Source organism: Clostridium gasigenes, from assembly GCF_017348895.1.
GTDB classification, from domain to species: Bacteria; Bacillota; Clostridia; order Clostridiales; family Clostridiaceae; genus Clostridium; species Clostridium gasigenes.
Genome location: NZ_CP071376.1, coordinates 1,124,207 through 1,137,828, shown reverse-complemented (window position 1 = coordinate 1,137,828; position 13,622 = coordinate 1,124,207). Strand labels below are relative to the sequence as shown.

Annotated in this window: 13 protein-coding genes and 1 other annotated feature; of the genes, 8 read left to right on the top strand and 5 right to left on the bottom strand. The window is 29.4% G+C overall.

From position 1 onward, the window contains the following. Nucleotides 1-58: 58 nt before the first annotated feature. Entirely contained in the window at nucleotides 59-1,234 is a 1,176-nt protein-coding gene (locus J1C67_RS05610) for a class I SAM-dependent rRNA methyltransferase (protein ID WP_167867021.1), read from the bottom strand. Nucleotides 1,235-1,399: 165 nt separating this feature from the next. Continuing rightward, complete coding sequence (locus tag J1C67_RS05605) at nucleotides 1,400-1,618, bottom strand: (2Fe-2S)-binding protein (protein WP_089969807.1); 219 nt, start codon at nucleotides 1,616-1,618, stop codon at nucleotides 1,400-1,402. A gap of 275 nt (nucleotides 1,619-1,893) precedes the next feature. After that, nucleotides 1,894-2,115: a binding site (T-box leader), on the top strand. An 83-nt stretch (nucleotides 2,116-2,198) separates the two neighbouring features. Between J1C67_RS05605 and ileS the strand changes: the two genes are divergently transcribed. Together ileS and J1C67_RS05595 are read left to right on the top strand one after the other, a co-directional pair. After that, nucleotides 2,199-5,309 (top strand): isoleucine--tRNA ligase, encoded by a 3,111-nt coding sequence (gene ileS, locus J1C67_RS05600; protein WP_167867022.1) that lies wholly within the window; start codon nucleotides 2,199-2,201, stop codon nucleotides 5,307-5,309. Between the two features lie 250 nt (nucleotides 5,310-5,559). Further along, nucleotides 5,560-6,576: a LacI family DNA-binding transcriptional regulator gene (locus J1C67_RS05595; RefSeq protein WP_167867023.1), complete on the top strand. Its 1,017-nt coding sequence runs from the start codon at nucleotides 5,560-5,562 to the stop codon at nucleotides 6,574-6,576. 102 nt (nucleotides 6,577-6,678) lie between these two features. Here J1C67_RS05595 and J1C67_RS05590 read toward each other — a convergent pair whose 3' ends face one another. Further along, entirely contained in the window at nucleotides 6,679-6,864 is a 186-nt protein-coding gene (locus J1C67_RS05590) for a hypothetical protein (RefSeq protein ID WP_089969817.1), read from the bottom strand. A 119-nt stretch (nucleotides 6,865-6,983) separates the two neighbouring features. Between J1C67_RS05590 and J1C67_RS05585 the strand changes: the two genes are divergently transcribed. The 5 genes from J1C67_RS05585 (at nucleotide 6,984) to J1C67_RS05565 (ending at nucleotide 10,516) form a co-directional block, all read left to right on the top strand. Next, nucleotides 6,984-7,559 carry a nucleoside recognition domain-containing protein gene (locus J1C67_RS05585; RefSeq protein ID WP_089969820.1) on the top strand — a complete coding sequence of 192 codons (576 nt, stop codon included), beginning with the start codon at nucleotides 6,984-6,986 and terminating at the stop codon, nucleotides 7,557-7,559. Between the two features lie 21 nt (nucleotides 7,560-7,580). Further along, nucleotides 7,581-8,105: a spore maturation protein gene (locus J1C67_RS05580; protein ID WP_089969823.1), complete on the top strand. Its 525-nt coding sequence runs from the start codon at nucleotides 7,581-7,583 to the stop codon at nucleotides 8,103-8,105. A 227-nt stretch (nucleotides 8,106-8,332) separates the two neighbouring features. Then, nucleotides 8,333-8,536 (top strand): hypothetical protein, encoded by a 204-nt coding sequence (locus J1C67_RS05575; RefSeq protein WP_089969825.1) that lies wholly within the window; start codon nucleotides 8,333-8,335, stop codon nucleotides 8,534-8,536. A 213-nt stretch (nucleotides 8,537-8,749) separates the two neighbouring features. Further along, complete coding sequence (locus J1C67_RS05570; protein WP_089969828.1) at nucleotides 8,750-9,190, top strand: ACT domain-containing protein; 441 nt, start codon at nucleotides 8,750-8,752, stop codon at nucleotides 9,188-9,190. 75 nt (nucleotides 9,191-9,265) lie between these two features. Next, the gene (locus tag J1C67_RS05565) at nucleotides 9,266-10,516 is read left to right on the top strand and encodes an aminopeptidase P family protein (RefSeq protein WP_167867024.1); all 1,251 of its coding nucleotides are present in this window, start codon (nucleotides 9,266-9,268) and stop codon (nucleotides 10,514-10,516) included. 130 nt (nucleotides 10,517-10,646) lie between these two features. Here J1C67_RS05565 and J1C67_RS05560 read toward each other — a convergent pair whose 3' ends face one another. Then, a complete protein-coding gene (locus J1C67_RS05560; protein ID WP_089969835.1) occupies nucleotides 10,647-11,102 on the bottom strand; it encodes a DUF5680 domain-containing protein in 456 nt (151 codons plus the stop codon). A gap of 152 nt (nucleotides 11,103-11,254) precedes the next feature. Here J1C67_RS05560 and J1C67_RS05555 point away from each other — a divergent pair, with 152 nt between their 5' ends. After that, complete coding sequence (locus J1C67_RS05555) at nucleotides 11,255-13,021, top strand: aminopeptidase P family protein (protein WP_167867025.1); 1,767 nt, start codon at nucleotides 11,255-11,257, stop codon at nucleotides 13,019-13,021. A gap of 48 nt (nucleotides 13,022-13,069) precedes the next feature. On the opposite strand, the gene J1C67_RS05550 is transcribed toward J1C67_RS05555, so the two are convergent. Further along, the gene (locus J1C67_RS05550; protein ID WP_207713933.1) at nucleotides 13,070-13,591 is read right to left on the bottom strand and encodes an FUSC family protein; all 522 of its coding nucleotides are present in this window, start codon (nucleotides 13,589-13,591) and stop codon (nucleotides 13,070-13,072) included. Nucleotides 13,592-13,622 lie beyond the last annotated feature (31 nt).

The following is a 13,622-nucleotide window of genomic DNA, read 5'->3' as shown; positions in this document are numbered from 1 at the left end:
TAAGTATTTAGCTTAAATCTACACCTTTTGTTATGAATATATATGAAATTTTTATATATTAAACTACTTGGAATATAAGGAATTTTAAGTAGTATGATTCATCAGAAGTCCATAAAATAGGATGGTCACATGATTGGGTTCTACATTCTATTTGTCTTAGCGTTTTGTGTGCATCACGTGCAGCTTCTGAGATAGTACGTTTAAGAAGCTCTTCATTCATGTAATGTGAACATGAACAAGTTGCAAAGTATCCACCCTTTTTAACCATTTTAAGGCCTCTAAGGTTAATTTCTTTATAGCCTCTTGTAGCTCCATTTATATTGTTTCTTGATTTTGTGAAAGCTGGAGGATCTAAGATAACAACATCAAATTCTTTGCCTTCTTTAGACCATGTAGGTAATATATCAAAGGCATTATGACATTCAAATTTAACTGTATCTTGAAGTCCATTTAATTCTGCGTTCTTTTTAGCGCAATCAATAGCATATTCAGAAACATCTACACCTAAAACAGATTTTGCACCAGCTATACCAGCATTTAATGCAAATGAACCAGTATGAGTGAAGCAATCTAAAACATCGCGACCTTTGCAAATTCTATGAATAGCAGCTCTGTTTTCCTTTTGGTCTAAGAAAAAGCCAGTTTTTTGGCCGTTTGCTAAATCAACTATATATTTAACACCATTTTCTACTATTTGAACATTAGTATCAAACTCTTCAGTTAAGAAACCTTTAGTTTGTTCTAAACCTTCAATTTCTCTAGTTTTTAAATCGCTTCTTTCATAGATACCTTTGGCGTTATATTCTTCAGTAAGGATTTTAACTATTAAATCTCTATATTTATCCATACCTAGAGTTGATATTTGAATTACGAAATAATCTTCAAATTTATCAACTGTTAAACCAGGCAGAAAATCAGCCTCTCCAAATATAAATCTGCAAGAAGATGTGTCTATTACAGTAGTTCTATAATCCCAAGCCGCAGCAAACCTATTTTTGAAAAACTCTTCATTTATTTCTTCATCTATATTTCTAGTCATTATTCTTATTGTTATTTTACTTTTATCGTTTATGTATCCTTTACCTAGGAAATTTTTTCTAGGTCCGTATACTTCAACGATATCTCCATTTTCATATTCGCCATCATATTCATTAATTTCGTCAGTGTAAACCCAAGGACGACCATTTTCTACTTTTTTACTTTTTCCAATATGTAAATAAAACTTACATGTCATTTTCAAGCAACTCCTTACCTAATAAATTATTATAAGATTATAACACAAAGCATATATGAATTTATTAATAATAAAAAAATATGCAAAATAAAGACCACCTGTTTTAATAACAGGTGGCTAAGGGGAAGTACAATTGTATGGATAATACAAGGTAGGGGCCATGTATTATTTTTTTTCAAGGTGCTTTTCAATCAAATCTTTGATTTTAGGGGCGCATCTTGAGCCTCTGCATCCACCAGTGCAAGCTCCAGTTACTTTGGAAACTGCTTCCACTGTGTGTGCTCCGGCATTAATTGCATCTTTAATTTTGGATCTTGGGATTGCCCTGCAAGTACAAGTTTTTGTTATCTTATCAAGGACTTCTTCTGTTAAATTATTTTCCATTTAGTTATCCTCCTAATTGCATAGAATGTACTAATTGAAAATAAAAGGGGATAAAAAATAAATTTAAAAGTTATTTTCTATGACTCTATTATAACAAAAAGTAAAAACAAAAGTCAATACTAATTAATAAAAATTATCAGTTAAGTTTTATTATTGAAATGAAATATTTATTTTAGAAAAAGTTTCATTGTATCTTTAATATTGCTGCATTTTATAGTAAAATATACATAATGTCAATTGACAATAAATTTACAGTGATATATAATTAAAAAAATATAAAGACGATGATTAGGAAAAGTATTTAAGTGATTTCTTTTAGAGAGTGGCTGGCTAGTGTAAAGTCATAGAATAGCTTAATGAAAATCACCTAGGAGTTGGGGGCTGAAAAGTTTTTACTAATTAAGCTTATCCCGTTATCCTACGTTATAGGATAGAGTATGATGGTACTCGAAATAATAGACCATAGGTGGTATAGCGAATTCAACTTCGTCCTTATATAGGATGAGGTTTTTTTATGCTTTAATAGAATAATTTAGTAAGTATTAGCTAATATTAAAAATAAGAAGGGAGATTTTTGTTTATGTATAAGAAAGTTGAATTGCCAACAGGTTTTGTTGGTATGGAAAAACAAGTTACACAACTTTGGGAAGACAAGGGCGTAATTAAAAAGAACTTTGATATGAACCAAGATGGGGAATATTTCACATTTTATGATGGTCCTCCAACAGCAAATGGAAAACCTCACGTAGGTCATGTTTTAACAAGAGTTATGAAGGATATAATCCCAAGATATAAAGTTATGAAGGGATATAAGGTTATAAGAAAAGCTGGGTGGGATACTCACGGTCTTCCAGTTGAACTTGAAATAGAAAAGAAACTTAAAATTTCAGGTAAACCACAAATAGAAGAATATGGTGTAGAAAAATTCGTTACAGAATGTAAAGAAAGTGTTTTTTCATATGTAAGCATGTGGGAAAAAATGACTAATCAAATAGGCTATTGGGTAGATATGGAAAATCCTTATGTAACTTATCATAATTCATACATAGAATCAGTATGGTGGGCTTTAAAACAAATGTGGGATAAAGAGCTTCTATATAAAGGTCATAAAGTAATGCCTTATTGCCCAAGATGTGGAACAGGTCTTTCATCACATGAAGTTTCTCAAGGATACAAAGATGTTAAGGATTTAACTGCAATTGTTAAATTTAAAGTAAAGGGAGAACAAAACAAGTATATATTAGCTTGGACAACAACTCCTTGGACATTACCATCAAATGTAGCATTATGTATTAACAAAAAGTATGATTATGCTGAAGTTAAAAAAGAAGATGAAATTTATATCTTAGCTAAAGATTTAATAGGTAATGTTTTAGGAGAAGATGTAGAAATAATAAAAGAATTTAAAGGCGAAGAGCTTTTAGGTTTAGAATATGAACAATTAATGCAATTCCATAAGCCAGAAGGAAAAGCCTTTGTTGTAGTTCATGGTGATTATGTAAGATTAGCAGATGGTACTGGTGTGGTTCATATAGCTCCAGCTTATGGAGAAGATGATAACTTAATTGCAGCACAAAATAAACTAGCATTTATTAATTTAGTAGATACAAGTGGTAATTTTGTAGATGAAGTTACTCCATGGGCAGGAAAGTTTGTTAAAAAATGCGATGAGAGCATAGTTAAATACTTAAAAGAAAATAACCAAATAGTAAAAGCTGAAAAGCATACTCATTCATATCCACATTGTTGGAGATGTGACACACCACTTCTTTATTATCCAAGAGAGAGTTGGTTTGTTGCAATGAGTACTTTAAGAGGTAAATTATTAGAAAACAATGATAAAATCAATTGGAATCCAGACAATATAAGAACAGGAAGATTTGGTAAGTTCTTAGAAAATGTTATTGATTGGGGTATTTCAAGAGATAGATACTGGGGAACACCACTTCCAATATGGGAATGTGAATGTGGCCACAGAGAATGTATCGGAAGTATAGAAGAACTAAATAAAAAAGGTATTAATGTACCAGAAGGTATAGAATTACACAAACCTTATATAGATAAAGTTCATTTAAACTGTGAGAAATGTGGCAAAGAAATGACTAGAACATTAGAAGTTATTGATTGTTGGTTTGATTCAGGATCAATGCCATTTGCTCAATTACACTATCCTTTTGAAAATAAAGAATTATTTGATCAAAACTTCCCAGCTCAATTTATATCAGAAGCAGTTGATCAAACTAGAGGTTGGTTCTATACAATGTTAGCTATTTCAACAGCTATATTTGATAGAAATCCATTTGAAAACTGTATAGTATTAGGTCATGTTCTTGATAAAAAGGGCTTAAAGATGTCAAAATCAAAGGGAAATGTTGTTGATCCGTTTGAAGTGTTAAATTCACAAGGTGCAGATGCTACAAGATGGCACTTCTACACTGCAAGTGCTCCATGGCTTCCAACAAGATTCTCAGTTGATGATGTTGCTGAAGTTCAAAGAAAGTTCCTAGGAACTTTTTGGAATGTATATTCATTCTACGTGTTATATGCAGATTTAGACAAATTCAATCCATTAAAACATACTGATTTCGAATCAGACAATGTAATGGATAAATGGATAATGTCAAAACTTAATACATTAATAAGTGAAGTTGATGAAAACTTAGCAAATTACGCAATAACTCAAGCGGCGCTTGCAATTGAAGAGTTTACAGATGTATTATCAAACTGGTATGTAAGAAGAAATAGATCAAGATATTGGTCAGAAGAACTTACAGAAGATAAGATTGGGGCTTATGTAACTTTATACAGAGTATTAACTACAGTAGTTAAAATTGCAGCTCCATTTGTACCATTTATAACAGAAGAAATTTATCAAAACTTAGTAGTAAACTTAGATCCAAATGCAGCTGAAAGTATTCATTTATGTATTTGGCCAGAAGTTAATGAAAAGGCTATAGATAAAGAATTAGAAAAAGAAATGGATTTAGCTTACTCTATGGTTAAGCTTGGTAGAAGTGCAAGAAACGCTGCTAATATAAAAAATAGACAGCCGCTTTCAAAAATGTTAATTTCAACAGGTTCTCTTCCAGAATATTATGGTGGAATAATAACTAATGAGCTTAACATTAAAAATGTAGAGTTTGGTGCTGACCTTTCACAATGTGTTAATTTTGAAATTAAGCCTAATTTACCTGTACTTGGAAAAGCCTATGGTAAATTAATACCAGGAATAAAGAAAGAAATTGCTTTGAGAAACCAAATGGAATTAGCTCAAAAAATTCAAAATGGTGGAACAGAGGTAATTAATGTAGATGGAACTGAAATTATTTTAGATAGCCAAAGTGTTCTACTTACAATGCAAGGATTAGAAGGATATGCATTTGCAGGAGAAGGTTCAATTGGGGTTGTTCTAGATACTACAGTAACAGAAGAATTAAGAGAAGAAGGATACTTAAGAGAAATAATTTCTAAAATACAAAATATGAGAAAAGAAAAAGGATTCCAGGTTTCTGACAAAATTAATTTATATGTGTCAGAAAACGACAAATTAATTGATGTTATAAAGAAATTTATAGATATAATTAAGAAGGAAACCTTAACTCAGGAAGTAGTTTATAATGGTGAATTTGATTATACAGAAGCGGTAATAAATGGCGAAAAGCTAAATATGACAGTTGAAGTAGTTCAATAAGTAAAGGTTAAATGATTTAGAAATAAATTGTTTACATCATTATTTTCTAGTATGATAAAAATTTCAATTAATGAGAGGCTAGAAATATGTAACAATAATTTCTAGCCTTTTATAAATTAAATAAACGATAAGGTTATATAATTTACTATTTTAGGATATAATGTAGAAACAAGAACTTAGAATTATTGTATTTAATAGTGAGAATAGGTATAATATATATAAGAATATTTAAAAATGGAGTGATGATGGTATGGCTACTTCTATTAAAGATGTCGCTAGAGAAGCGAATGTTTCCATAGCTACGGTATCAAGAGTATTAAACGATATCGATGTTGTAAACGAAGATACTAAGAAAAGAGTTTTAGAAGCTATAAAAAAATTAGGATATAGACCTAATATTGTAGCAAGAAGTTTAAAAACACAAAGAACAAAAACTATAGGAATACTAGTTCCGGATATATCAAGTGGATTTTATCCTGAAATAGTAAGAGGAGCTGAAGATGTTTCTAATATATACGACTACAACGTAATATTATGTAACTCAGACTTTGATTCAGAAAAAGAAAAAGAATACTTAAGAGTACTTAGTGAAAAAATGGTTGATGGTGTTATTTATATGAGTTCATCATTAGAAGGAGAAATTTTAAGTTTAATAAATGAATTAAGTTTAAGAACAATCCTAGTAGAAACAAAGGATAAAGAAGAAAGTTTACCAAGCGTTACTATAGATAATATAAAAGCTACATACGACGCAACAAAGCACCTTATAAATAAGGGATTAAAGAAAATTGCTTTTGTTGGAGTTACAAAAGATAATATGAACGCATGGAGTGATAGATACATAGGCTATGAAAATGCAATGAATGATTCGAATTTACTAATAGATGAGGATTTAGTATTTTTAAAGGATCTAAAAGTTAAATCTGGATATGATGCAGTTGAGAAATTTGAATCCCTTAATAAGCGTTGTGAGGCAGTAGTATGTGCTTCAGATGAAATTGCTATGGGTGTTATTAATGCATTTAGAGATAGAGGAATAAACGTTCCAGAGGATGTAAGTGTTATAGGGTTTAATAATAATGCATTTGCTTCAGTTTTCTATCCAAAATTAACAACAATAAACCAACCAAGTTACGATATGGGATCAGTTGCAATGAGAATGCTTATAAAGATGTTAAGCAAAAAGCAATCTGAGCAAGATGAAACAAAAGAAAAATCACAATATGTGTTAGATTATAGCTTAATTGAAAGAGAAAGTTGTAAATAATCCATAAAAGATGACTAGTTATTTTTTAAATATCCCTAAATATAAACGGCCCAAGCAATCAATTTTAATTGATTGCTTGGGCCGTTTTTATATTGGAAGAGATTATAATATTCCTTCAGTTTTAAGAATATCTTCTAACTCTTGAACCTTATCGGTTAAGGAGATGAATTTCTCTTTTAAAATTTCTTTAGAAACTTCATTAGCATCAATTATTTTTTCCATATCAGCAACGGTTTGTAGTGCGTCATCTATATCTTGTTGAGCTAATTTAAGGTTTGATTCATTCATAAAATAGACCTCCTTTACAGCTTTAAATAATGTTTTATATATAACTTTATCCTATCACTAATAAAGGTTAGATGCAAGGCATATATTTGTAAAAGAATTTTTTTTAGGAGGCATATTACGTGATTAATTATATTTGGTTTATTATGATATTTTTAGGGCTTTTAGTGGGACTTATTACAGGTAATGGTGATGGGTTATCAAAGGCTATAGTTGGATCAGTAGATTCTACTGTTCAGTTTATGATTGGACTTGTAGGGCTTATGTGTTTTTGGTGTGGCGTGATGAAAGTTGCAGAAAAAAGTGGACTTACTAAGAAACTGTCGAAGTTTTTAAGACCTGTTTTAAAGCTTATATTTAAGGATGCGGCTAAGGATGAAAAGGCGTTAGGTGCAATAGTTATGAATATAACTGCAAATATGCTTGGGCTTGGAAATGCAGCAACACCTTTTGGAATTAAAGCAATGCAAGAAATGGATAGGTTAAATAAAGATAAGGAAAAAGCATCTAATGATATGGCTTTGTTTCTAGTTTTAAATGCAGCCTGCATACAGCTAGTTCCAACAACTATTATATCAATTAGAGCAGCGACAGGATCAACTAATCCTGGAATAATTCTACTTCCTGCAATAGTAGCTAGCACAATAGCTGCAGTAGTTGGAGTTATTAGCTGTAAAATACTTCAGAAATATTTCTAAAAAAGGGGAGGTAGAGAATTTATGTTTAATTATATAACTAAAAGCATTATACCTATAATAGTTTTAGCAATAATAACTTACGGAATGTTTAAAGGAAGAAAGGTATATGAATGGTTTATTGAAGGTGCAAAAGACGGGTTGAAAGTTTGTTTAAACATATTCCCATATCTCTTAGCTATGATAGTAGCTGTGAATATTTTTAGAGAAGCAAATCTTTTAGAGATGTTAAACAATTTTATATCACCAATAGGTGGATTAATAGGATTACCAAAAGAAGTAATACCTTTAGTTTTAATAAAACCATTATCGGGAAGTGGAGCAATAGGGATTTTAACAGATATACTTAAAACATATGGAGCAGACACTAGTATTGGGCTTATAGCATCTGTAATTATGGGGACTACAGAAACTATATTTTATACAATAACTGTGTATTTTGGAGCTGTTAAAATAAAAAAAATAAGACATACACTTTGGGCAGCTTTATTTGCAGAGATTACAGCAATAATAGCTGCAATATTTATGGTTAACTTACTTTTCTTTTAGAAAGTCTTTTAAATTATTAGGTAGATATTTAATTGTTAAAAAAATATTTAAGAAATATTTTTTTAATAGGAAACTATTTCTATAGTTAATACGTCTAATATATTGAGAGAGTAATTTATAAGGGGAAAATTATTATTATTAAATCTAAATAGTAACTATTTAGTAATAGTTTTGAGAAAATTATGAATTATAATAATAGCATAAAATCTAGTTGGAGGATTGTTTGGATGGAGTGGGATAATAATATGATGTATTTATCAGATGATGAAATTAAAAAGTTAGCAGTATATTTAGCATATGGAGCAGGAATTGGTGTGTTTGTAGGCATGTTTAAAAATAATATTCCTTTATATTTTTCATTAGGATCTGTAATTGCTATAGTAGTTGCAGGGGTGGTTTCTTTAAGTAATAAACATAAAAAAAATAAATAGCTTTATACTAAGGTGATTTTAAAAAAATAACTAGTCGAATTCTGGGGTATTTGACTAGTTATTTTCTTTCGGCTCCACCAGTGAAATTAGAATACGATAAAATTATAAATTTTATCGTATTCTTTTTATTGAACAAGATATATAATTATGTATAAGAAGATATCTGCAAAGAAATGAGAAGTTTTAAACAAAATAAGATGAGGTGGGCAAACTATGGACAGGGGTAAATACTATATAATTAGTGAAAAGGTATTGCCAGAAATTTTTAAAAAAGTTTTAAGTGTTAAAGAAAGTTTATTTAATGGAAGTACAAAGGATGTTATTGAGGCTGTAAAGAAAGAAGGTATAAGTAGAAGTACATATTATAAATACAAAGATTATATATTTCCAATGAATGAAACAATATATAGCAAAAAAATAACTTTAGTAGTATTACTATCACATGAAGCGGGAACACTATCAAAAGTGTTAGATTGTATAGCGTATAATAAAGGAAATGTAATAACGATAAATCAAGATATTCCAATTAACATGGCAGCTAATGTGACAATAACATTAGATGTCTCTCGTATTGATGGAGAAATAAAAGGTCTATTAATAAAATTGAGAGCAGTAGATAATGTAGTAAGTGTTAGGTTGTTAGCAATGGAATAACCATGATGAAAAATAAACTAGTATAGTGACTAGTTATTTTTTACATAGTCATAATTATTTAAGGATGTGAAGGTGTTGAAGAAAGAGTTTTATGTGGTAAATAGGAGTAATTCATTAAATAGAATTAAGGATAACTCAATAGTAATATTGTTTGCAGGTAATGCACCGAAGAAAACGGCAGATGAAAAATATCCATTTACACCAAATAGAAACTTTTATTACTTAACTGGAGTGAATGAAGAAAATCATATTCTATTAATGAGCAAAATGAATGGAGAGATTAAAACAAGATTATTTATTAACGAAGTAGATCCAATAAGAGAAAAATGGGAAGGTAAAAGATTAAGAGAGAAAGAGGCTTTAGATATATCAGGGGTAGATAACATAGATTACTTATGTAATTTTAATTCTTTTATAAATAAGCTAATTTCATCAGTTGAGGATTTAAATATATATTTAGATTTAGAAAAGAATAGTTATGAAGGTAAAGAAACTTTATCTGAAAATTTTGCTAAAGATATAAAAAATAAATATCCTCAAGTGTGCTTTAAAAATATTTTTAAAATAATTGGAGAACTTAGATTAGTTAAGACCAAAGAAGAGGTAGAAGAAATTAAAAAGGCTATCGATATTACTATAGATGGGGTAGAACTTCTAATGAAAAAATCAGAGGTAGGAATGAAAGAATGTGAGTTAGAAGCATATTTTGATTTTTTATGTAAAAGCCGTGGAGTAAAGGATTTTGCTTTTAAAACAATAGCGGCTGCAGGAAAAAATGCAACAATTCTTCATTATGTAGATAATAATTCGGAAATGAAAAATGGAGATTTAATTTTGTTTGATTTAGGAGCACAGTTCAATTATTATAATGGGGATATATCAAGAACATTCCCTATAAACGGGAAGTTTACGGATCGACAAAAAGATGTTTATAATGCTGTTTTAAGAGTTAATGAAAAAGTAATTAAGGCTATGAAACCTGGTATTAACTTTTTAGAGTTAAACAAACAAGCAAAAGAATGGATAGCAAAAGAATGTATTAGCCTTGGATTAATTACAAATAAAGAAGATGTTTCTAAATATTATTATCATAGTATAGGACATAGTTTAGGGATGGATACACATGATACGGATATGCCAAATAGAGATACAAATTTTGTGGCAGGAATGATTTATACAGTTGAGCCTGGGATTTATATAGAAGAAGAGGGAATTGGGATAAGAATAGAAGATGATATTTTAATAACAGAAGATGGAAGAGAAAATCTAACAGTAAAGATGATTAAGACAGTGGATGAGATAGAAAAATTTATGTTGAAAAAATAGAGTGATGTTGTATAAATAGGATTATAAGAAGTTCTAGGCCTAAGGTAAAAGTCTAAATAATATTTTTAATAGAATTTACCTAAAAGACACTGAAGTTTAATTTCAGTGTCTTTTAGGTAGTTAAAAAAATTTATTTCAAAAGACCTCCATGAAAATTCAATTTAAATACTTCTTGACCATTATGTTTAACAGTTTCGTTGCCGTTAAAGAATTTTATATCACCATTCCATTTACATTCATATGTGAAATTATCTTTTTCAAATTTCTCTGGACCTCTAAATGGTGAATCTTCATTAACGTTTTGAAGTGCTTCTTTTAAAAATCTAGAGAACCCATGAGGGGAATCTTCAACTAGAAGCCTGCCATTATAATTCATGCCCCAAAAAACCTTTTCATTTTGCCAAATAATTTCTTCACCAATAAACTCTTTATTACCAAGATAACTATCTAAATAATAATAATCATACATTTTAAAAGCATAATCATTAGAATTTGGCCTTGAGGATTTTTCTTTTTTTCCTCCAGAACAATAAGTGTTCTGTTTTGCTTTTACTAAAAAATTAGTAAATTTTGATAAATTAATCACACTAACACCCTCCTTTATTACCCATAATTAAGATTATATAGAAAAATATAAAATTTATCAATACAATATTCAGAAAATAAAGTAAATTTAGAATAAACAATTAATGTGGTAAAATATAATCATCAAATTATTAAAAATAAGGAGAATAGATAATGAATAATATTATAAAATTAAGAGAAACAATGGATAAAAACAAGATAAATCATTACATAATACCAAGTAGTGATCCACATCAAAGTGAGTATGTCGCGGATTATTATAAGGGAAGGGCTCATATATCTGGGTTTACAGGTTCAGCTGGAACATTATTAGTTTCAAAAGAAACAGCAAGGTTATGGACAGATGGAAGATATTTTATTCAAGCTAATAATGAATTAAAAGATAGTGGAATAGATTTAATGAAAATGAGAATTCCTGGAGTTTTAACACTTGATCAGTGGGTGAATGAAAATATAAAATCAGGTGAGGTTCTAGGTTTTGATGGAAGAGTAATTTCAGCTAATCAATATAAAGATTTATTGAAAATATCAGAAGAAAACAACTTCAAAATAGAAATTAGCAAGGATTTATTAGAAGAGTGTTGGGATAATAGACCAACGTTATCTAAGGAAGAGATATTTACTCATGAAGTTAAATTTGCAGGTAAAAGCTCAAGTGAAAAGATAAATGAAGTAAGATGTGAAATGACTAAAGATGAAGTAAAGAATTATATTATAACTTCATTAGATGATATTGCATGGTTATTTAATATTAGAGGAAATGATATTAGTTTTAATCCTGTAGCGCTTACGTATGCTTTAATTACAGATGAAAAGGCTACGCTATATATTGATATGGACAAAGTGGATGATGAAACATTAAAAATACTTAATAATGAAGGTATAGAAGTTTCTGATTATAAAAATATAGAAAATGCAGTTGAAAATATAAAGGAATCTGTATGTATAGACCCACAAAAGGTAAATGCAAAGTTATATTCGCTTATAAATAAAGAAGTTAAAATAATAGAAAAATTAAATATAACAACTACATTAAAAGCTATAAAAAATCAGGTTGAAATAGCAAATACAGAAAACAGCCAAGTTAGAGATGGCGTTGCTATGGTGAAGTTTATTAAATGGCTTAAAGAAAATGTAGGTAAAGAAGAAGTTTCTGAAATGTCAGCAAGTGATGAGCTTCTTGGGTTTAGAGCAGAGGGGCAAAACTTTAAAGGGGCAAGTTTTGGGACAATAGCAGGTTATAAAGAGCACGCAGCCATGATGCATTACTCTGCAACAGAAGAAAGTGATTATAAGCTAAAACCAGAAGGGATGCTACTAGTTGATTCTGGTGGTCAATATTATGATGGAACAACTGATATAACAAGAACTTTTGTACTTGGAAATTTAACAGAAGAAGAAAAAAGAGATTTCACCCTTGTTTTAAAAGGACATATTGCTTTATCAACAGTTAAATTCTTAAAAGGTACAACTGGGATGAATTTAGATATATTAGCAAGAAGACCATTGTGGCAATATGGAATGGATTATAAATGTGGAACAGGTCATGGTGTAGGTTATTTTCTAAATGTTCATGAAGGGCCACAGGGGTTTAGACAAGAAGGAAACACAACAGTGTTAGAACCTGGAATGATAATAACAAATGAACCAGGAGTATATAAAGAAGGCAAACATGGTATAAGGATAGAAAATACATTGCTAGTAGTTAAAGATATAATAAGTGAAGAATTTGGAGAATTTTATAAATTCCAAACAATATCATATTGTCCTATAGATTTAAATGGAGTAGTAGTAAAAATGTTATCAGTTGAAGAAAAAGAATGGTTAAATAATTATCATGAAACAGTATTTAATAAATTAAGTCCATTTTTAAACAAAGAAGAAGTTAATTTATTAAAAGAAGAAACAAGAAATATATAAATAAAAAAGAAGTTATCCTAAAATTATAGGATAACTTCTTTTTATAAGTTAATTAGTCTTTTCTTTTGGGGGAGTAATATATTTATTTACTAATATTGAAATAAGAATTCCAAACAGCGTTTGAACAATCCTATCTACTGCATAGTAAACTGGTTCTTCGTAAGCATGAGCAGTTGTTACTGCTAAAAATACAATACATGATACGTTTATAGCACCTGGTTGATTTAGTAAATTACAGCAATATATAACTACTATTATTCCAAGGGAAATTATTATATAAATTAATAGCTTGGATAGCATAGTAGTAGGAACGGTAGAGCTTATAAGTCTGCAAAATAGCAGGAAAATAACACCTATAAAACCACCAAGTATAGTTCCGCCGCCTCTATGAATACCAGTTTTAACTGAATTAGCTACGGTGTCTTGTAGACATATAACAGCAGTTAAACAAGCAAAGAAAGGGATCTCTGGGAATATAACTAAACATAAGAATACTGAAATTGCAGATTTTATAGTTCTAAGTCCTACTTTAGGAAAGGTAAGTTTTGAAATTTCTTTAGAATTTATCAATAGTAAAGCCTCCTGATGAATAAAATGTACT

Coding starts and splice junctions, on each gene's coding strand:
- ileS (WP_167867022.1), top strand. CDS start 2,199: ATGTATAAGAAAGTTGAATTGCCAACAGGTTTTGTTGGTATGGAAAAA.
- J1C67_RS05555 (WP_167867025.1), top strand. CDS start 11,255: ATGAATAATATTATAAAATTAAGAGAAACAATGGATAAAAACAAGATA.
- J1C67_RS05575 (WP_089969825.1), top strand. CDS start 8,333: ATGGAGTGGGATAATAATATGATGTATTTATCAGATGATGAAATTAAA.
- J1C67_RS05605 (WP_089969807.1), bottom strand. CDS start 1,618: ATGGAAAATAATTTAACAGAAGAAGTCCTTGATAAGATAACAAAAACT.
- J1C67_RS05610 (WP_167867021.1), bottom strand. CDS start 1,234: ATGACATGTAAGTTTTATTTACATATTGGAAAAAGTAAAAAAGTAGAA.
- J1C67_RS05595 (WP_167867023.1), top strand. CDS start 5,560: ATGGCTACTTCTATTAAAGATGTCGCTAGAGAAGCGAATGTTTCCATA.
- J1C67_RS05570 (WP_089969828.1), top strand. CDS start 8,750: ATGGACAGGGGTAAATACTATATAATTAGTGAAAAGGTATTGCCAGAA.
- J1C67_RS05590 (WP_089969817.1), bottom strand. CDS start 6,864: ATGAATGAATCAAACCTTAAATTAGCTCAACAAGATATAGATGACGCA.
- J1C67_RS05580 (WP_089969823.1), top strand. CDS start 7,581: ATGTTTAATTATATAACTAAAAGCATTATACCTATAATAGTTTTAGCA.